At 43.2% G+C, this 18,224-nt stretch carries 20 protein-coding genes and 1 pseudogene; 19 read left to right on the top strand and 2 right to left on the bottom strand.

The genetic code is table 11. From position 1 onward, the window contains the following. Nucleotide 1: 1 nt before the first annotated feature. Both AXF18_RS01440 and AXF18_RS01435 read right to left on the bottom strand, forming a co-directional pair. Nucleotides 2-280 carry a hypothetical protein gene (locus AXF18_RS01440; protein WP_049520671.1) on the bottom strand — a complete coding sequence of 93 codons (279 nt, stop codon included), beginning with the start codon at nt 278-280 and terminating at the stop codon, nt 2-4. 9 nt (nt 281-289) lie between these two features. Further along, a complete protein-coding gene (locus AXF18_RS01435; RefSeq protein ID WP_042902040.1) occupies nt 290-700 on the bottom strand; it encodes an HIT family protein in 411 nt (136 codons plus the stop codon). Between the two features lie 67 nt (nt 701-767). On the opposite strand from AXF18_RS01435, the gene AXF18_RS01430 reads away from it, so the two are divergent. From AXF18_RS01430 to AXF18_RS01335, 19 genes and pseudogenes are all read left to right on the top strand, one after another. Beyond that, a complete protein-coding gene (locus AXF18_RS01430; RefSeq protein ID WP_042902041.1) occupies nt 768-1,499 on the top strand; it encodes an ABC transporter ATP-binding protein in 732 nt (243 codons plus the stop codon). Then, the gene (locus AXF18_RS01425; protein WP_065371375.1) at nt 1,496-2,545 is read left to right on the top strand and encodes an ABC transporter permease; all 1,050 of its coding nucleotides are present in this window, start codon (nt 1,496-1,498) and stop codon (nt 2,543-2,545) included. The genes AXF18_RS01430 and AXF18_RS01425 overlap by 4 nt, the downstream gene beginning before the upstream one ends. A gap of 47 nt (nt 2,546-2,592) precedes the next feature. Continuing rightward, the gene (gene ccrZ, locus AXF18_RS01420; protein WP_049550483.1) at nt 2,593-3,387 is read left to right on the top strand and encodes a cell cycle regulator CcrZ; all 795 of its coding nucleotides are present in this window, start codon (nt 2,593-2,595) and stop codon (nt 3,385-3,387) included. Then, nucleotides 3,384-4,019 (top strand): tRNA (guanosine(46)-N7)-methyltransferase TrmB, encoded by a 636-nt coding sequence (trmB, locus tag AXF18_RS01415; protein WP_001266088.1) that lies wholly within the window; start codon nt 3,384-3,386, stop codon nt 4,017-4,019. Before ccrZ ends, trmB begins: the two co-directional genes overlap by 4 nt. Before the next feature lie 126 nt (nt 4,020-4,145). Beyond that, entirely contained in the window at nt 4,146-4,625 is a 480-nt protein-coding gene (gene rimP / locus AXF18_RS01410; RefSeq protein WP_000338696.1) for a ribosome maturation factor RimP, read from the top strand. Nucleotides 4,626-4,667: 42 nt separating this feature from the next. Then, nucleotides 4,668-5,804 carry a transcription termination factor NusA gene (gene nusA / locus AXF18_RS01405; RefSeq protein WP_049550482.1) on the top strand — a complete coding sequence of 379 codons (1,137 nt, stop codon included), beginning with the start codon at nt 4,668-4,670 and terminating at the stop codon, nt 5,802-5,804. Nucleotides 5,805-5,825: 21 nt separating this feature from the next. Next, the gene (locus AXF18_RS01400; RefSeq protein WP_000857568.1) at nt 5,826-6,119 is read left to right on the top strand and encodes a YlxR family RNase P modulator; all 294 of its coding nucleotides are present in this window, start codon (nt 5,826-5,828) and stop codon (nt 6,117-6,119) included. Continuing rightward, the gene (locus tag AXF18_RS01395) at nt 6,112-6,411 is read left to right on the top strand and encodes a YlxQ-related RNA-binding protein (RefSeq protein WP_001041395.1); all 300 of its coding nucleotides are present in this window, start codon (nt 6,112-6,114) and stop codon (nt 6,409-6,411) included. Before AXF18_RS01400 ends, AXF18_RS01395 begins: the two co-directional genes overlap by 8 nt. Nucleotides 6,412-6,427: 16 nt before the next feature. Next, the gene (infB, locus tag AXF18_RS01390; RefSeq protein ID WP_065371374.1) at nt 6,428-9,214 is read left to right on the top strand and encodes a translation initiation factor IF-2; all 2,787 of its coding nucleotides are present in this window, start codon (nt 6,428-6,430) and stop codon (nt 9,212-9,214) included. 166 nt (nt 9,215-9,380) lie between these two features. Continuing rightward, nucleotides 9,381-9,731, top strand: coding sequence for a 30S ribosome-binding factor RbfA (gene rbfA / locus AXF18_RS01385; RefSeq protein WP_001273601.1), 351 nt, complete (start codon nt 9,381-9,383; stop codon nt 9,729-9,731). 150 nt (nt 9,732-9,881) lie between these two features. Further along, nucleotides 9,882-10,661 (top strand): hypothetical protein, encoded by a 780-nt coding sequence (locus AXF18_RS01380; RefSeq protein WP_065371373.1) that lies wholly within the window; start codon nt 9,882-9,884, stop codon nt 10,659-10,661. Between the two features lies 1 nt (nt 10,662). After that, nucleotides 10,663-10,845 (top strand): hypothetical protein, encoded by a 183-nt coding sequence (locus AXF18_RS01375; protein ID WP_000522943.1) that lies wholly within the window; start codon nt 10,663-10,665, stop codon nt 10,843-10,845. A 213-nt stretch (nt 10,846-11,058) separates the two neighbouring features. Then, nucleotides 11,059-11,292 (top strand): DUF1858 domain-containing protein, encoded by a 234-nt coding sequence (locus AXF18_RS01365; protein WP_000368739.1) that lies wholly within the window; start codon nt 11,059-11,061, stop codon nt 11,290-11,292. Next, nucleotides 11,292-12,595 (top strand): annotated as a pseudogene (locus AXF18_RS01360) (DUF438 domain-containing protein). The gene AXF18_RS01365 and the pseudogene AXF18_RS01360 overlap by 1 nt, the downstream one beginning before the upstream one ends. 9 nt (nt 12,596-12,604) lie before the next feature. Further along, nucleotides 12,605-12,859 (top strand): DUF1912 family protein, encoded by a 255-nt coding sequence (locus tag AXF18_RS01355; RefSeq protein ID WP_000119707.1) that lies wholly within the window; start codon nt 12,605-12,607, stop codon nt 12,857-12,859. 97 nt (nt 12,860-12,956) lie between these two features. Continuing rightward, complete coding sequence (locus tag AXF18_RS01350; protein WP_049489719.1) at nt 12,957-13,352, top strand: helix-hairpin-helix domain-containing protein; 396 nt, start codon at nt 12,957-12,959, stop codon at nt 13,350-13,352. Nucleotides 13,353-13,608: 256 nt separating this feature from the next. Next, a complete protein-coding gene (locus AXF18_RS01345) occupies nt 13,609-14,199 on the top strand; it encodes a GNAT family N-acetyltransferase (protein WP_065371372.1) in 591 nt (196 codons plus the stop codon). A gap of 5 nt (nt 14,200-14,204) precedes the next feature. Next, nucleotides 14,205-15,578: a beta-carotene 15,15'-monooxygenase gene (locus AXF18_RS01340; protein WP_065371925.1), complete on the top strand. Its 1,374-nt coding sequence runs from the start codon at nt 14,205-14,207 to the stop codon at nt 15,576-15,578. Next, a complete protein-coding gene (locus tag AXF18_RS01335; RefSeq protein ID WP_065371371.1) occupies nt 15,571-18,222 on the top strand; it encodes a valine--tRNA ligase in 2,652 nt (883 codons plus the stop codon). Before AXF18_RS01340 ends, AXF18_RS01335 begins: the two co-directional genes overlap by 8 nt. Nucleotides 18,223-18,224 lie beyond the last annotated feature (2 nt).

Below are 18,224 nucleotides of genomic sequence, written 5' to 3'. Positions count from 1 at the left end.
CTTATTCTTGTTTTTCTTCTTGGAGGACCGCCATTCTGGTTTGGAAATCTTTTTCCAAGACTTTGAATTTATAGGTTAAATCTTTTTGGTATTCTTTGATGAGTTCTTTTTGTTGGTTGATAACTTGCAGGCTGTTTTGGATGATATCCAAATTATCCTTGATAGCTTCGACGCGGTCAGTTGTATCTAGCACTTCATCCTGAATGGCTTGGCGATTTTTCACGACAAAATAACTTCCAGCTGCAGCTCCTGCAAATAGCAATAGATTGGATAGTTTCATGGCATCTCCTTAAGCGTTTTTAATGGTTTCAGCGACTTGGGCAAGTTTGTCAAAGTCAGGTTCGTGGGCGATAAAGTCAATCTTTAGGTCATCTTCTGCACCGTAGCGAGGAACAAGGTGCACGTGGGTATGAAAGACTGTTTGACCAGCAACTTCCTCACAGTTGGCGATGATGTTCATACCAGCAGCCTTGGTAGCCTTCATGATTTTTTGAGCCACTGTTGGCACTTGGGCAAAGAGTTGACTAGCGCTGGTAGCATCCATCTCCAAAAGATTGCGATAGTGCTCTTTTGGCACGACTAAGGTGTGTCCAGGTGTTACTTGAGAGATATCAAGAAAGGCAAGAACCTGCTCATCTTCGTATACTTTGGAAGCAGGAATCTCCCCTGCGATGATCTTACAAAAAATGCAATCTGACATAAAATCCACCTCTACTGTATTGAATTTTGATATAATATAGCTACATTATACCAGATTCGGAGAAAATATGTTAGAAATTAAAAACCTGACAGGAGGCTATGTTCACGTTCCTGTCTTGAAAGATGTGTCTTTTACAGTTGAAAGTGGGCAGTTGGTCGGTTTGATTGGTCTCAACGGTGCTGGAAAATCAACGACAATCAATGAGATTATTGGACTGTTGACACCTTACAGTGGGGAAATTAAGATTAACGGTCTCACCCTGCGAGAAGATGCAACCAACTATCGCAAGCAGATTGGGTATATCCCAGAAACGCCTAGTCTGTATGAGGAATTGACTCTTAGAGAGCATATCGAGACGGTTGCCATGGCCTATGGTATTGAGCAAAATGTGGCTTTTGATCGTGTGGAACCTTTGTTAAAAATGTTTCGTTTGGACCAAAAATTGGACTGGTTTCCAGTGCATTTTTCCAAAGGAATGAAGCAGAAGGTCATGATTATATGTGCATTTGTGGTGGATCCGAGCCTCTTTATCGTGGATGAGCCTTTTCTTGGGCTCGATCCGCTGGCTATTTCTGACTTGATTCAGCTTCTAGAAGTAGAGAAGCAAAAAGGCAAGTCCATTCTCATGAGTACCCACGTGCTGGATTCAGCGGAGAAGATGTGTGATGCCTTTGTCATCCTCCACAAGGGGGAGGTGCGAGCTCAGGGGAACCTCCAGCAACTCCGCGAAGCCTTTGACATGCCTGAAGCGAGTTTGAATGATATTTACTTGGCTCTGACCAAAGAGGAGGAGCTATGAAAGACTTGTTTTTAAAGCGAAAGCAGGCTTTTCGTAAGGAGTGTGTTGGTTATCTGCGTTATGTTCTCAATGACCACTTTGTCTTGTTCCTGCTAGTTCTCATCGGTTTTCTAGCTTACCAGTACAGTCAACTTCTGCAACATTTTCCTGAAAACCACTGGCCTATCCTCTTGTTTTTGGGGATTGTATCTGCCTTGCTTTTGGCTTGGGGAGGAATCGCGACCTATATGGAAGGACCTGACAAGCTCTTTCTCTTAGTCAGTGAAGAGGAGGTTAAGTCTCACCTCAAAGGGCAGACAGTGCGCTCACTGGTCTTTTGGCTCTTGGTCCAAACCCTTTTCTTGCTTTTGTTTGTACCCTTGTTTTTAGCCATGGGCTATGGCTTGCCAGTTTTTTTCATCTATGTGGTTTTATTGGGAGTTGGAAAATATCTCCTCTTTCGCCAAAAAGCCAGTAAATTTCTTACTGAGACTGGAATCGACTGGGACTTTGTGATCTCCCAAGAAAGCAAGCGCAAGCAAGTTTTGCTTCGTTTCTTTGCTCTCTTTACGCAGGTTAAGGGCGTTTCAAATAGTGTCAAACGTCGCACTTATCTGGATTTTATCCTAAAGACTGTTCAGAAGGCACCTGGGAAAATTTGGCAAAATCTCTATCTTCGTTCTTACTTGCGAAATGGAGACCTCTTTGCCCTCAGTCTCCGCCTCCTCTTCCTATCCTTGTTGGCTCTAGTCTTTATCGAGCAAGCTTGGATTGCGACAGCAGTGGTGGTTCTATTTAATTACCTCTTGCTCTTTCAGTTACTGGCCCTCTATCATGCCTTTGATTACCAATACTTGACCCAGCTCTTTCCACTAGAAAAAGGGGAGAAAGAAAAGGGATTGAAACAGATTGTAGTCGGTGTGGGAAGTGCAGTTCTTTTGTTAGAATTGCTGGTCGGAGCAGTAGTTTTGCAAGAAAAAATAGCCTTGTTGGCTCTTGTAGGGGCTAGTCTCTTCCTACAATTGTTTTATTTGCCTTACCAACTAAAAAGATTGGTTGACGAATAGACCAAAAACTAGTAGAATAGTAAGGAAACTTTATACGGAGGAAAGAAATGGACTTGGGTGATAATGAGCTAACGCTGACCCCTATCCCTGGGAAGAGCGGCAAAGCTTATATGGGAAGCTACCCTGATGGGAAGCGCGTCTTTGTAAAAATGAACACCTCTCCAATCCTACCTGGCCTAGCCAGAGAACAAATCGCTCCTCAATTACTATGGACTCGTCGTTTGCCAGATGGCCGTGATATGTGCGCTCAGGAATGGCTGACGGGCAAAATCTTGACCCCTTACGATATGAATCGCAAGCAGATTATCAATATCTTGAACCGCCTTCACCGCTCGCGTCCTTTGATGAAGCAGTTGAGCCGTTTGGGATACACCATGGAAACACCAGTTGATTTGCTACGTTCTTGGCAGCAAGGAGTTCCAGAAATCTTGAAGCAGAACCACTATTTGAACAGTGTGATTGCTGAGCTAGGTAAGACGGTTCCAGGTTTTAGGGAAGACCATGCAACGATTGTGCACGGGGATCTTCGTCATAGTAATTGGATTGAAACAGAGAGTGGACTCGTTTATCTAGTGGATTGGGATTCGGTTCGTCTGACGGATCGTATGTTTGATGTGGCGCATTTGCTATGCCACTACATTCCGGATCATCAGTGGCGCCAATGGTTGAGAGACTACGGCTATAAGTACAATAAGACAGTGTTAGATAAATTGTATTGGTATGGTCAGTATTCTTATTTGAACCAGATTGCCAAATACTGTGAAAATCAAGATTTAGACAATGTAAACCGGGAGATTTATGCCTTGCGCGTCTTCCGTGACAAGTATGGAAAGAAGAGATGAGAGTTAGAAATCGTAAAGGGGCGACAGAATTACTAGAGGCCAATCCTCAGTATGTGGTCCTCAATCCCTTGGAAGCTAAAGGGAAATGGCGAGACTTGTTTGGAAATGATCATCCTATTCATGTAGAGGTTGGAAGTGGGAAAGGGGCCTTCGTATCAGGAATGGCCAAGCAAAATCCTGACATCAACTACATTGGGATTGATATCCAAAAGTCGGTATTGAGTTATGCCTTGGATAAGGTATTAGAAGTTGGAGTGCCCAACATCAAGTTGCTGTGGGTAGATGGTTCAGATCTGACCGACTACTTTGAAGACGGTGAGATTGATCGTCTCTACCTAAACTTTTCAGATCCCTGGCCTAAAAAACGCCATGAAAAACGTCGTTTGACTTACAAGAGTTTCTTGGATACCTTCAAGCGCATCTTGCCGGAGAATGGGGAAATCCATTTCAAGACAGATAACCGTGGCTTGTTTGAGTACAGTCTAGTGAGCTTTTCTCAGTATGGGATGAAACTAAATGGTGTTTGGCTAGACTTGCATGCCAGTGATTTTGAAGGCAATGTCATGACAGAGTATGAGCAAAAATTCTCCAGCAAAGGTCAAGTGATCTACCGAGTTGAAGCAGAATTTTAAGAACTAGCTTGAAAACCAGCTAGTTGAGTGCTAATGCTTTACATAAATTGACAAACGTGCTATACTGATAGTAAGAATATGAGAAAGAGAGGCGGGGAAATATCTTCGCCTCTTGCTTATGAGGAGGTGGACGCAATCGCAACAATCGTAGAATTAGTCAGAGAAGTTGTAGAACCTGTCATCCAAGCACCTTTCGAGCTCGTGGATATCGAGTATGGAAAGATTGGCAGTGACATGATTCTCAGTATTTTTGTAGATAAACCCGAAGGAATTACCTTGAACGACACGGCAGACCTGACAGAAATCATCAGTCCTGTCCTAGACACTATCAAGCCCGATCCCTTCCCAGAACAATATTTCCTAGAAATCACCAGTCCAGGTTTGGAACGTCCTTTGAAAACCAAGGATGCCGTCGCTGGAGCAGTTGGGAAATACATCCATGTCGGGCTCTACCAAGCCATTGATAAGCAAAAGGTCTTTGAAGGAACCTTGGTATCCTTTGAAGGGGATGAGTTGACTATGGAGTATATGGACAAGACACGTAAGAAAACCGTCCAAATTCCATACAGTTTAGTATCAAAAGCACGTTTAGCAGTAAAACTATAGAAAAGAAAGGATAGCTTTTGAGGATTCAAAAGTAAAAAGAACATGAGTAAAGAAATGCTAGAGGCCTTCCGCATTTTGGAAGAAGACAAGGGAATCAAAAAAGAAGACATCATCGACGCAGTAGTAGAGTCGCTTCGTTCCGCTTATCGCAGACGCTATGGTCAATCTGACAGCGTAGCCATTGACTTCAATGAAAAAACGGGTGACTTTACAGTTTATACTGTCCGTGAAGTTGTTGATGAAGTATTTGATAGCCGTTTGGAAATTAGCTTGAAAGATGCCCTTGCCATTAATTCAGCCTATGAGCTTGGTGACAAAATCAAGTTTGAAGAAGCACCAGCTGAGTTTGGTCGTGTAGCAGCCCAATCTGCTAAACAAACCATCATGGAAAAAATGCGCAAGCAAACACGTGCCATCACTTATAATACATACAAAGAACATGAACAAGAAATCATGTCTGGTACAGTAGAACGCTTTGACAACCGCTTCATCTATGTCAACCTTGGTAGCATCGAAGCCCAATTGTCAAAACAGGACCAAATCCCTGGAGAAGTTTTTGCTTCCCATGACCGTATCGAAGTCTACGTTTACAAGGTTGAAGACAATCCTCGTGGTGTCAACGTATTTGTTAGCCGTAGCCATCCAGAAATGATCAAACGTTTGATGGAGCAAGAAATTCCAGAAGTGTATGATGGAACTGTCGAAATCATGAGCGTAGCCCGCGAAGCTGGTGACCGTACGAAAGTTGCCGTTCGTAGCCACAATCCAAACGTGGACGCTATCGGGACAATCGTTGGACGTGGTGGTGCCAATATCAAGAAAATCACCAGCAAATTCCACCCAGCTCGTTACGATGCTAAGAGCGACCGCATGATTCCTGTCGAAGAAAACATCGACGTTATCGAGTGGGTAGCGGATCCAGCTGAGTTTATCTACAATGCCATCGCACCTGCAGAGGTTGACCAAGTTATCTTTGATGAAAATGACAGCAAACGTGCCTTGGTCGTTGTACCTGATAACAAGCTTTCTCTTGCCATCGGTCGTCGTGGACAAAATGTTCGCTTAGCAGCTCACTTGACAGGTTACCGTATCGATATCAAGTCAGCCAGTGAGTTTGAAGCTATGGAAGAAGCAGGTCAAGTGGATTACGCAGATGCGGATGAATTGACAGAAGAATAAAAGCTGCTAGAGGAGGGAAAGATGAAAACAAGAAAAATCCCTTTGCGCAAGTCTGTTGTGTCCAACGAAGTGATTGATAAACGTGATTTACTCCGCATTGTCAAGAACAAAGAAGGACAGGTCTTTATCGATCCGACAGGCAAGGCCAATGGCCGTGGCGCTTATATCAAGCTAGACAATACAGAAGCCCTAGAGGCAAAAAAGAAGAAAGTCTTTAACCGCAGCTTTAACATGGAAGTGGAAGAAAGCTTTTATGACGAGTTGATCGCTTATGTGGATCACAAAGTGAAAAGAAGAGAGTTAGGACTTGAATAAGCAAAAGATAAGCAATCTCTTGGGACTTGCTCAACGAGCAGGCCGGATCATATCGGGTGAGGAATTGGTGGTCAAGGCCATTCAAGACCAGAAAGCTAAGCTAGTCTTTCTAGCCCATGATGCTGGCCCTAATCTAACCAAGAAGATTCAAGATAAAAGTGACTATTATCAAGTAGAAGTTATAACCGTGTTTTCAACACTGGAATTAAGCATAGCAGTCGGGAAACCGAGAAAGGTTTTGGCTGTGACAGATGCTGGATTTACAAAGAAAATGAGGTCTCTTATGGAATAGAAGAGGAGGACATGATTTGTCTAAGAAAAGATTGTACGAAATCGCAAAAGAACTTGGAAAAGAAAGTAAAGAAGTTGTAGCGCGTGCAAAAGAGTTGGGCTTGGATGTGAAAAGCCACTCATCGAGCGTGGAAGCTGTTGCTGCTGAACAAATCGCAGCTAGCTTTAAACCTGCACCTGCTCCTAAGGCAGAAGCAAAACCTGCAGCACCAAAAGCAAGTGTAGAAAAGAAAGCAGAAAAGCCTGCATCAGCTAAACCAGCTGCCGCAAAGGAAGAAAGCAAATCAGCTACACCTGCAGCTCCTAAGGAAGAAAAAGTAGTGGCCGCAAGACCACAGAGTCGAAACTTCAAGGCGGAGCGTGAGGCGCGTGCCAAAGAGCAGGCAGAGCGACGCAAACAAAACAAGGGCAACAACCGTGACCAACAACAAAACGGCAACCGTCAGAAAAATGACGGCCGTAATGGTGGTAAACCTGCTCAAGGGAACCGCGACAATCGCCGATTCAACGACCAAGGGAAAAAACCACAAGGTCAAGGGAATCGTGGCAATGATCGCCGTCAGCAACAAGACTTCCAGTCAAAACCAGCTGGACCACGTGTTGACTTTAAAGCCCGTGCAGCAGCTCTAAAAGCAGAGCAAAATGCAGAGTACGCACGCTCAAGCGAGGAGCGCTTCAAGCAATCGCAAGCTGCCAAAGAAGCCTTGGCTCAAGCTAATAAACGCAAGGAACCTGAGGAAATCTTTGAGGAAGCTGCTAAGTTAGCTGAACAAACGCAGCCAGCCGTAGCAGTAGCTCCTGTAGCTAAAGAAGCGCCAGTGGATACACGTCGTAAAAAACAAGCTCGACCAGACAAAGAACGTGACGATTATGATCACGAAGAAGATGGTCCTAGAAAACAACAAAAGAATCGAAGTAGTCAGAATCAAGTGAGAAATCAAAGAAATAGTAACTGGAATAACAACAAGAAAAATAAAAAAGGGAACAAGCAAAATAACCGCAATCAGGCACCAAAACCTGTTACAGAACGTAAGTTCCATGAATTGCCAACAGAATTTGAATATACAGATGGTATGACTGTTGCGGAAATCGCAAAACGTATTAAACGTGAACCAGCTGAAATCGTTAAGAAACTCTTTATGATGGGTGTTATGGTCACACAAAACCAATCTTTGGATGGAGACACCATTGAACTCCTATTGGTAGATTATGGTATCGAAGCCAAACAAAAGGTTGAAGTGGACAATGCGGACATCGAACGTTTCTTCGTCGAAGATGGTTATCTCAATGAAGATGAATTGGTTGAGCGTCCACCAGTTGTGACCATCATGGGACACGTTGACCATGGTAAAACAACCCTTCTAGATACCCTTCGTAACTCTCGTGTTGCGACAGGTGAAGCGGGAGGAATCACCCAGCATATCGGTGCCTATCAAATCGTGGAAAATGGCAAGAAGATTACCTTCCTTGATACACCAGGACACGCGGCCTTTACATCGATGCGTGCGCGTGGTGCATCTGTTACCGATATTACTATCTTGGTTGTAGCGGCCGACGACGGGGTTATGCCTCAGACTATCGAAGCCATCAACCACTCAAAAGCGGCCAACGTTCCAATCATCGTAGCTATCAACAAGATTGATAAACCAGGTGCCAACCCAGAACGTGTTATCGGTGAATTGGCAGAGCATGGGGTTATGTCAACAGCTTGGGGTGGAGATTCTGAATTTGTTGAAATCTCAGCTAAATTCAACCAAAATATCGAAGAATTGTTGGAAACGGTCCTTCTTGTGGCTGAAATCCAAGAACTCAAGGCAGACCCAACAGTTCGTGCTATCGGTACGGTTATCGAAGCGCGCTTGGATAAAGGAAAAGGTGCGGTTGCAACCCTTCTTGTCCAACAAGGTACCTTGAATGTCCAAGACCCTATCGTTGTCGGAAATACCTTCGGTCGTGTCCGTGCTATGACCAATGACCTTGGTCGTCGTGTCAAGGTTGCAGGACCATCAACGCCCGTTTCTATCACAGGTTTGAACGAAGCTCCGATGGCGGGTGACCACTTTGCTGTTTACGAGGATGAAAAATCTGCGCGTGCGGCCGGTGAAGAGCGTGCAAAACGTGCCCTCATGAAACAACGACAAGCTACCCAACGTGTCAGCCTTGAAAACCTCTTTGATACGCTGAAAGCTGGTGAACTTAAGTCTGTTAACGTCATCATCAAGGCCGACGTACAAGGTTCTGTTGAAGCCCTTTCTGCCTCACTTCAAAAGATCGATGTAGAAGGTGTCAAAGTTACCATTGTCCACTCGGCAGTCGGTGCTATCAACGAATCTGACGTGACTCTTGCGGAAGCTTCAAATGCCTTTATCGTTGGTTTCAACGTACGCCCTACACCACAAGCGCGTCAACAAGCGGAAGCTGACGATGTAGAAATCCGTCTCCACAGCATTATCTATAAGGTTATCGAAGAGATGGAAGAAGCCATGAAAGGGATGCTTGACCCAGAATTCGAAGAAAAAGTTATCGGTGAAGCAGTTATCCGTGAAACCTTTAAGGTATCTAAAATCGGAACCATCGGTGGATTTATGGTTATCAACGGTAAAGTTACCCGTGACTCTAAAGTCCGTGTTATCCGTGACGGTGTCGTTATCTATGACGGCGAACTCGCAAGTTTGAAACACTACAAAGACGACGTCAAAGAAGTTACAAACGGTCGTGAAGGTGGTCTCATGATTGATGGCTACAATGATATCAAGACTGATGATGTGATTGAGGCATACGTCATGGAAGAAATCAAACGATAATAGAGAAACGATAGCTCATTTGACTCGTCGTCAACAGTGCCTTGATGAACCCTTAGTTCTATCTAAGGCTTGTTTCCTAGATTCAAATGGCTCTAGTTCCTCTATCTAACAGAAATAGCTAGGTCTGCTGGCCTAGCTTTTGGTTCAAAGTAGAGAAAGGAATATCATGGCAAATCATTTCCGTACGGATCGTGTGGGCATGGAAATCAAGCGTGAAGTCAATGAGATTTTGCAAAAGAAGGTCCGTGATCCGCGTGTCCAAGGTGTGACCATCACAGATGTTCAGATGCTGGGTGACTTGTCTGTTGCCAAGGTTTACTACACCATTTTGAGTAACCTTGCTTCAGATAATCAAAAAGCTCAAATCGGGCTTGAAAAAGCAACTGGTACCATCAAACGTGAACTTGGTCGCAATTTAAAATTGTACAAAATCCCAGATTTGACCTTCGTCAAAGATGAGTCCATCGAATATGGAAACAAGATTGACGAGATGCTACGCAATCTGGATAAGAACTAAGAAAGAGGGGCAACCCTCTTTTTTGTTGCCAGAGTATGATCATTGCTATTTGACTACGTATCTATCTGATAAAAATCAGTTTAAAAAATTTGTAAATTTCAAATAGTATGATATGATAAAGCTTGATATAAATGAAAAACGGAGAGATATATGGCTAAACAAGATATAGCTATGCAAGTGCTGCAACAAGTGGTAAAATTACCCGTAGTCAAAGTTGATCGAGAGAAATTTTTAGTAGAAAAGTTTTCAAAGGAATTAGACCGTAAGGATATTCCAACTTTGATTGAACAAGGACCGACGGCTTTATTACCCCAGGAAAGCTTGGATAGAGTGGCCAAGGCCTGTATTAAGGATAATGTCCTGTTAGCCAGTGGAACTTCGGTTTTGGCTGGTCTACCTGGAGGGATTGTTATGGCGATCACTATCCCGACAGACGTAGCCCAGTTTTATGCATTCTCATTAAAACTAGCTCAGGAACTAGGGTATATTTACGGATTTGATGATCTTTGGGCATCGCGCAATGAGTTAAGCGAGGAAGCTAAAAACACACTTCTACTGTATCTCGGTGTGATGCTGGGAGTAAATGGCGCAGGTGCCCTGCTTCGATCAGGCGGTGTGACAGTAGCCAAGCAAGTCATAAAAGTAGTGAACAAGAAAGCCTTGACAAAAACTCTCTGGTATCCAATTTTAGAAAAAGTTTTGAAAATTTTTGGTGTCAATCTGACAAAAGGAGGCCTAGCCAAAGGGATGGGGAAAGTGATTCCTATCCTAGGAGGAGTCATTTCTGGTGGCTTAACCTTTGCGACCATGAAGCCGATGGGAGAAAGATTGCAACAGGAATTGTCCAAGCTAGTTAACTACAATGAAGTGCAATATCAAAGAGACGTTGATACTATCCGAAAAGAGGTCGAAATCATCGAAGGAGAGTAATATGGGACTTATAAAAACTCTAGCTAAAACTTATGGGAATTACTTTTTTGTGATGCAAAGCATCAAAGTCCTGAAGAACATGAAAAAAGATGACAATGCTCTAGTAGGTTTCGGGAAAGTACTGCTTGCTGACAAGCTGATGGATGTAGCCCAGTGGCTCGCAAAACCAGATGATAAGGAATAACTTGAAATGAAAGAAGCTAGCAGGAACTCCACTGCTAGTTTTTTAATCTCTTCCCATATGGTATAATATAAGCAGTAAAATCATTTTATACTCAATGAAAATCAAAGAGCAAACTAGGAAACTAGCTGCAGGCTGTACTTGAGTACGGCAAGGCGACGCTGATGTGGTTTGAAGAGATTTTCGAAGAGTATTAGAAAATACATGGAGGTCGTCATGGATAATATCATCGATGTGTCAATTCCCGTTGCAGAAGTGGTAGACAAGCACCCAGAAGTTTTGGAAATCCTAGTGGAGCTCGGTTTTAAACCACTTGCTAATCCCTTGATGCGCAACACAGTCGGTCGCAAAGTATCGCTTAAGCAGGGTTCTAAACTTGAAGGAACTCCTATGGACAAGATTGTCCGCACGCTAGAAGCGAACGGCTATGAAGTGATTGGATTAGACTAATGGCAGATGAACGGATTCATATCCTACGGGATATTTTACTAGAATTGCACAATGGTGCCTCTCCTGAATCAGTTCAGGAGCGTTTTGATGCGACTTTTACGGGTGTTTCAGCCATCGAGATTTCCCTCATGGAGCACGAGCTGATGAACTCAGACTCAGGTGTCACCTTTGAAGATGTCATGGAGCTCTGTGATGTCCATGCTAATCTTTTTAAAAATGCAGTAAAGGGTGTCGAAGTAGAGGATACCGAGCATCCTGGCCACCCCGTTCGCGTCTTCAAGGATGAAAATCTGGCCCTCCGTGCAGCCTTGATTCGCATTCGGAGATTGTTAGATACCTATGAGACTATGGAAGATGAAGAAATGCTTGTGGAGATGCGCAAGGGGTTGGTCCGTCAAATGGGACTTTTGGGGCAATTTGACATCCACTATCAGCGCAAGGAAGAGCTCTTTTTTCCCATCATGGAGCGCTATGGTCACGATTCACCTCCAAAAGTTATGTGGGGAGTGGATGATCAAATCAGAGAACTCTTTCAGACAGCTCTAGCGACGGCTAAGGCACTACCAGAAGTGGCGATTTCCACTGTAAAGGAGGCCTTTGAAGCTTTTGCGACAGAGTTTGAAAGTATGATTTTCAAGGAAGAGTCCATCCTCCTCATGGGATTCAGATTGCGGAGGAGAGCGATGCCTACGGCTATGCCATCATCCGTCCGTCAGAGAAATGGGTGCCAGAACGCCAGAGTTTCGTTGAGGAAAAGAGCGCAGAGGAGCCTGTGCCACTAGATACGGCTGAAGGTCAAGTTCAGCAAGTTATCGATACGCCAGAAGGTCAGTTTACCATTACCTTTACCCCTAAGGAAAAGGAAGCAGTGCTGGACCGCCATAGTCAACAGGCTTTTGGCAATGGCTATCTCTCGGTCGAGCAGGCCAACCTCATCCTCAATCACCTCCCTATGGAGATTACCTTTGTCAATAAAGACGATATTTTCCAGTATTACAATGACAATACGCCGGCTGATGAGATGATTTTCAAACGGACACCGTCCCAAGTCGGACGCAATGTAGAACTCTGCCATCCGCCCAAGTACTTAGACAAGGTGAAGGCCGTTATGAAAGGTCTTCGTGAAGGGGTCAAGGACAAGTATGAAATGTGGTTCAAGTCAGAGTCACGAGGCAAGTTTGTCCATATCACCTATGCTGCAGTACACGATGAAAACGGGGAATTCCAAGGCGTGTTGGAGTATGTTCAGGATATCCAGCCCTACCGAGAGATTGATACGGACTATTTCCGTGGATTAGAATAAGGAGAAGCAATGAGTTACGAACAAGAATTTATGAAGGAATTTGAGGCCTGGGTCAATACCCAGATCATGATCAACGACATGGCGCACAAGGAAAGTCAAAAAGTCTACGAAGAAGACCAAGACGAACGTGCCAAAGATGCCATGATTCGCTACGAGAGCCGTTTGGATGCTTATCAGTTTTTGCTTGGTAAGTTTGAAAATTTCAAGGCGGGCAAGGGATTTCATGATTTGCCAGAAGGCTTGTTTGGTGAACGAAACTATTAAAATACAGATACTTTCTTGATTTTTTGCCAAAATCTTGATAGAATATCTTTATTAAATCCTTGTCAGAGCAGGGATTTTTTATTGAAAGGATTTTATCATGTCAAAGAAACTCCAACGTAAAAAACAATTGCGAAATAGCCTTCGTCGTTCAGGTGCATTTTCAACTACAGTGACCAAGGTTGTAGAAGAGACCAAGAAAGTCGTGAAACACGCAGAAAAATCTGCCAGCCAAGCAGGAAAAGTCGTCTCTAAAAAAGTGGAACAAGCAGTAGAAGCGACCAAGGAACAAGCTCAAAAAGTAGCCAATTCAGTAGAAGATTTCGCAGCTACTTTGGGTGGTCTCTCAGTAGATCGTGCTAAGACTTTCTATGATGAAGGGATCAAGTCGGCTGCTGATTTTAAAAACTGGACTGAAAAAGAACTCCTTGCCTTGAAAGGAATTGGCCCAGCTACCATTAAGAAATTAAAAGAGCACGGAATCAGCTTCAAGTAATCTTTCTTGCCCCTTGCATTTCCGAGAAAAACTTGCTACAATAGAGCCATCAGAGGTGTTTTGGATCCCACATTTTACAGAAAGTGGCGGCGCTGAGAAGTCCACAAATGTGTCAAAACTGGTTGCTGATGGATGAAAAATTGAAATAAACAAAGATGCGGGCCTTGCCCGAAATTGGGTGGTACCGCGGATAAGCACATTCGTCCCTGTCATGGATATGGCAGGGGCGATTTTTTGTAGAAAGCGAGGTAGAAGGATGACAAGAGCAGAGTTGCCAGAACGAATAGAGACCGAGCGTCTGGTCTTGCGAGTCCGTACCGTGGCTGATGTTGTGGATATCTTTGACTATGCCAGTAGGCCAGACGTTTCCTATCCAGCAGGCTTTCCGCCCGTCAAGAGCTTGGAAGATGAGATTTATTATCTGGAGCATATCCTTCCTGAACGCAATGAAAAGAACAATCTCCCAGCGGGCTATGGAATTGTCGTTAAAGGAACCGATAAGGTCATCGGCTCTGTTGATTTCCCTCGTCGTCACGAGGCTGATGTCTTGGAGATTGGCTATATCTTACATCCAGACTATTGGGGTCTAGGTTATGTGCCAGAAGCTGCGTGTGCTTTGATTGACCTAGCTTTTAAAGAACTTGATCTTCACAAGATTGAACTGACTTGCTTTGGCTACAATATTCAAAGTCAAAGAGTCGCAGAGAAGCTTGGCTTCACTCTAGAAGCTCGCATCCGAGACCGCAAAGATGCCCAAGGCAATCGCTGTGATGATTTGAGATACGGCTTGCTGAGGAGTGAGTGGGGGAGGGAGAAAAAACTGTTAGATAAGGGAGGTAACTTTTGAAATTAATGTGTTTTCTTAAGACCGACGATAGAGTAAGGAGGTTTTTTGTTCAAGTTTGGAAAATATGTTTGAGTGCGCTTGCTTTTTTTCCAATGCTATCCCTTGTATCTGTTTTAGGTTTAGCACTTCCCACATTTTTATTAAGCATATTTTTTAGCAAGGATATTACACTTTCTATTCTGGAGATAATAATTCTTTTGTTTTTGATAGTTTTTTATCTTAAATTATTCTCTAAAATAAGGAACTCTAAAATTGCTATTCTTACTTATTGGTGTATTTCTATCTCAACTTTGATTATATTCTTCCTAATCGATTTAAAATTAGTTATAATTTTCCAGTTTGCATTGATACTGATATATGCACTTAAATATATAAATCGATTTAATAAGTTTAGAGACTTTCTTACTAAAAGTACTGAATCCTTGGCTTTTATAAATGTTTTTGATGGAATATTCTGCGGAATATTGATTTACTTTTTGCAAAACCTGAATTTAGTTGAATCAATTTTGATTAACGTATCTCAGTATCTCTTAACTAATTATGGTGTAAGTGAAAATCAAATAAACAACTGGTTCAGTATTTTAACAGTATTAATACTACCATCTATATTATCTACCATAAAAAGTATAGTATCAATTAAAATATTTAAAAAAGTTAATAAAGTAGATGTTCCTAAGGGAAGGACATTATGGAATGTATATGCCACGATGTTTATTACTTCGTTTTTGTGGTATTATATCTATCTTTATTACTTTTTTTCTAAAGCTATGAATTCTGAGACTGTTTTAGTAGTTGACATTCTTACATTCATTTTATATATAGTACTTTATTCATTCTTTTGGTGGCAAATTTATAATATGATTGGATATGGTGCAAAAGATATAAAAGAAGTGATTGCTTCATGGCTAACTGCAACAATGAGTATATTATTGTTGACAGTATTTAATCAAGTTGAAAACGAATTAATCAATGCTCTAAGCTGGTTTTTACCAATACTAATTCCAAATCTAATAGGGGAAATAAATTCTCAGTTTGATACAAATAAATATAAGAAAAAACCAATAAGAACTGATAAAATGGATAGACACCTCTATCGAGTTCAAATATATTGTTTTCTTACTTTATTAATGTTGAGTATTATTCCAAAGTTAATTGAAATTATATGGGGATGGAAGATTAAAGTAGAGTTGGCCAAACTAATAAATTCGTCAGCTGATTGGACATCTGAATTTATTGCCTCAACTATAATTGTTTTCTGTTGTTTCATATTATCATTAATTATTGGAAGGGGCATGATTTGGTTGTTAAAATATTTCTATTTAGATCCATCAAAAAGATATTATAAATTTGAAAAAAAAAGGAGAAAAAATAATGTCTAAAGAACTTTCACCTAAATACAATCCAGCCGAAGTTGAGGCTGGTCGTTACCAAAAATGGCTTGATGCCGATGTTTTCAAGCCTTCAGGCGATCAAAAGGCTAAGCCTTATTCGATCGTTATTCCACCACCAAACGTAACTGGGAAACTTCACCTTGGTCACGCTTGGGACACGACTCTTCAGGATATCATCATCCGTCAAAAACGCATGCAAGGTTTTGATACGCTTTGGCTTCCAGGGATGGACCACGCGGGGATTGCCACTCAGGCTAAGGTTGAGGAGCGCTTGCGTGGTGAGGGCATTAGCCGTTACGATCTCGGTCGTGAAAAATTCCTCGACAAGGTCTGGGAATGGAAAGACGAATATGCCACTACCATCAAGGAACAATGGGGCAAGATGGGGCTCTCTGTAGACTACTCTCGCGAGCGTTTCACCCTTGACGAAGGTTTGTCAAAAGCGGTTCGCAAGGTCTTTGTGGACCTTTACAAGAAAGGCTGGATCTACCGTGGTGAGTTTATCATCAACTGGGACCCAGCAGCTCGCACAGCCCTTTCTGATATCGAAGTTATCCACAAGGATGTCGAAGGTGCCTTCTACCATATGAACTACATGCTGGAAGATGGTTCACGCGCCCTTGAAGTTGCGACAACTCGTCCTGAGACCATGTTTGGGGACGTTGCGGTTGCGGTTAATCCAGAAGACCCACGCTACAAGGACTTGATTGGTAAAAATGTCATCCTTCCAATCGCTAACAAACTCATTCCAATCGTTGGAGATGAGCACGCTGATCCAGAGTTTGGTACTGGTGTCGTGAAAATCACACCTGCCCACGATCCAAACGACTTCTTGGTTGGTCAACGTCATAACTTGCCACAAGTTAACGTCATGAACGACGATGGAACCATGAACGACTTGGCCTTTGAATTTGCAGGCATGGACCGTTTTGAAGCTCGTAAGGCAGTCGTTGATAAGTTGGAAGAAATCGGTGCCCTTGTTAAAATCGAAAAACGTGTCCACAGTGTTGGTCACTCAGAGCGTACAGGTGTGGTGGTTGAACCACGCTTGTCTACGCAATGGTTCGTCAAGATGGACCAATTGGCTAAGAATGCCATTGCCAACCAAGACACAGAGGACAAGGTAGAATTCTACCCACCTCGTTTCAACGATACCTTCCTCCAATGGATGGAAAATGTCCACGACTGGGTAATCTCTCGTCAGCTCTGGTGGGGTCACCAAATCCCTGCTTGGTACAATGCTGAGGGTGAAATATATGTCGGCGAAGAAGCTCCAGAAGGTGACGGTTGGACTCAGGACGAAGACGTCTTGGATACTTGGTTCAGTTCTGCTCTTTGGCCATTCTCAACCATGGGCTGGCCGGATGTGGACTCAGCAGACTTCAAACGTTACTTCCCAACTTCAACCCTGGTAACAGGTTACGACATCATCTTCTTCTGGGTGTCTCGTATGATCTTCCAATCCTTGGAATTCACTGGTCGTCAGCCATTCCAAAATGTTCTTATCCATGGTCTCATCCGTGACGAGCAAGGACGCAAGATGTCTAAATCTCTCGGTAACGGGATTGACCCAATGGATGTTATCGAGAAATATGGTGCCGATGCCCTCCGTTGGTTCCTTTCAAACGGTTCAGCACCAGGGCAAGACGTGCGCTTCTCTTACGAAAAAATGGATGCTTCTTGGAACTTCATTAACAAGATCTGGAACATCTCTCGCTACATCCTCATGAACAATGAAGGTTTGACCCTTGAGCAAGCAACTGCCAATGTCGAAAAAGTTACCAACAAGGAAGCTGGAAACGTCACTGACCGCTGGATTCTCCACAACCTCAATGAAACGATCGGCAAGGTTACTGAAAACTTTGACAAGTTTGAGTTTGGTGTAGCTGGACACATCCTCTACAACTTCATCTGGGATGAGTTCGCGGACTGGTACGTTGAGTTGACCAAGGAAGTCCTTTATAGCGACAACGAAGAAGAGAAAGTCATCACACGTTCTGTTCTCCTATACACTTTGGACAAGATCCTTCGTCTCCTTCACCCAATCATGCCATTCGTGACAGAGGAAATCTTTGGACAAATCTCAGAAGGCTCTATCGTTACAGCTGCTTACCCAACTGTTAACCCAGCCTTTGAAGACCTCGCGGCTCACACAGGTGTGGAAAGTCTTAAAGACTTGATCCGTGCCGTTCGTAATGCGCGTGCGGAAGTAAACGTTGCACCAAGCAAGCCAATCACCATCCTTGTGAAGACAAGTGACAGCGACCTGGAAGCCTTCTTTAACAGCAATGTCAACTACATCAAACGCTTCACAAATCCAGAGCACTTGGAAATCGCATCAACCATTCCTGCACCTGAACTCGCAATGTCAAGCGTCATCACAGGAGCAGAAATCTACTTGCCACTGGCAGACCTCCTCAATGTCGAAGAAGAACTGGCTCGTCTCGATAAGGAACTAGCTAAATGGCAAAAAGAACTGGATATGGTCGGCAAGAAACTCTCTAACGAACGCTTCGTAGCCAATGCCAAACCAGAAGTCGTTCAAAAAGAACGCGACAAACAAGCTGACTATCAAGCCAAATACGATGCGACCGTAGCACGTATTGATGAGATGAAGAAGTTGGTGAAATAAAC

The organism is Streptococcus sp. oral taxon 064, assembly GCF_001683375.1.
GTDB lineage: Bacteria > Bacillota > Bacilli > Lactobacillales > Streptococcaceae > Streptococcus > Streptococcus oralis_S.
The sequence above is the reverse complement of the archived record's forward strand: the minus strand, read 5'-3'. Positions and strand labels throughout refer to the sequence as shown.

Excerpts from the sequence above, each read along its gene's own strand:
- AXF18_RS01440 (WP_049520671.1), bottom strand. The coding sequence starts at position 280 with ATGAAACTATCCAATCTATTGCTATTTGCAGGAGCTGCAGCTGGAAGT.
- AXF18_RS01435 (WP_042902040.1), bottom strand. The coding sequence starts at position 700 with ATGTCAGATTGCATTTTTTGTAAGATCATCGCAGGGGAGATTCCTGCT.
- AXF18_RS01430 (WP_042902041.1), top strand. The coding sequence starts at position 768 with ATGTTAGAAATTAAAAACCTGACAGGAGGCTATGTTCACGTTCCTGTC.
- AXF18_RS01425 (WP_065371375.1), top strand. The coding sequence starts at position 1,496 with ATGAAAGACTTGTTTTTAAAGCGAAAGCAGGCTTTTCGTAAGGAGTGT.
- ccrZ (WP_049550483.1), top strand. The coding sequence starts at position 2,593 with ATGGACTTGGGTGATAATGAGCTAACGCTGACCCCTATCCCTGGGAAG.
- trmB (WP_001266088.1), top strand. The coding sequence starts at position 3,384 with ATGAGAGTTAGAAATCGTAAAGGGGCGACAGAATTACTAGAGGCCAAT.
- nusA (WP_049550482.1), top strand. The coding sequence starts at position 4,668 with ATGAGTAAAGAAATGCTAGAGGCCTTCCGCATTTTGGAAGAAGACAAG.
- AXF18_RS01400 (WP_000857568.1), top strand. The coding sequence starts at position 5,826 with ATGAAAACAAGAAAAATCCCTTTGCGCAAGTCTGTTGTGTCCAACGAA.
- rbfA (WP_001273601.1), top strand. The coding sequence starts at position 9,381 with ATGGCAAATCATTTCCGTACGGATCGTGTGGGCATGGAAATCAAGCGT.
- AXF18_RS01380 (WP_065371373.1), top strand. The coding sequence starts at position 9,882 with ATGGCTAAACAAGATATAGCTATGCAAGTGCTGCAACAAGTGGTAAAA.
- AXF18_RS01375 (WP_000522943.1), top strand. The coding sequence starts at position 10,663 with ATGGGACTTATAAAAACTCTAGCTAAAACTTATGGGAATTACTTTTTT.
- AXF18_RS01365 (WP_000368739.1), top strand. The coding sequence starts at position 11,059 with ATGGATAATATCATCGATGTGTCAATTCCCGTTGCAGAAGTGGTAGAC.
- AXF18_RS01355 (WP_000119707.1), top strand. The coding sequence starts at position 12,605 with ATGAGTTACGAACAAGAATTTATGAAGGAATTTGAGGCCTGGGTCAAT.
- AXF18_RS01350 (WP_049489719.1), top strand. The coding sequence starts at position 12,957 with ATGTCAAAGAAACTCCAACGTAAAAAACAATTGCGAAATAGCCTTCGT.
- AXF18_RS01345 (WP_065371372.1), top strand. The coding sequence starts at position 13,609 with ATGACAAGAGCAGAGTTGCCAGAACGAATAGAGACCGAGCGTCTGGTC.
- AXF18_RS01340 (WP_065371925.1), top strand. The coding sequence starts at position 14,205 with ATGTGTTTTCTTAAGACCGACGATAGAGTAAGGAGGTTTTTTGTTCAA.
- AXF18_RS01335 (WP_065371371.1), top strand. The coding sequence starts at position 15,571 with ATGTCTAAAGAACTTTCACCTAAATACAATCCAGCCGAAGTTGAGGCT.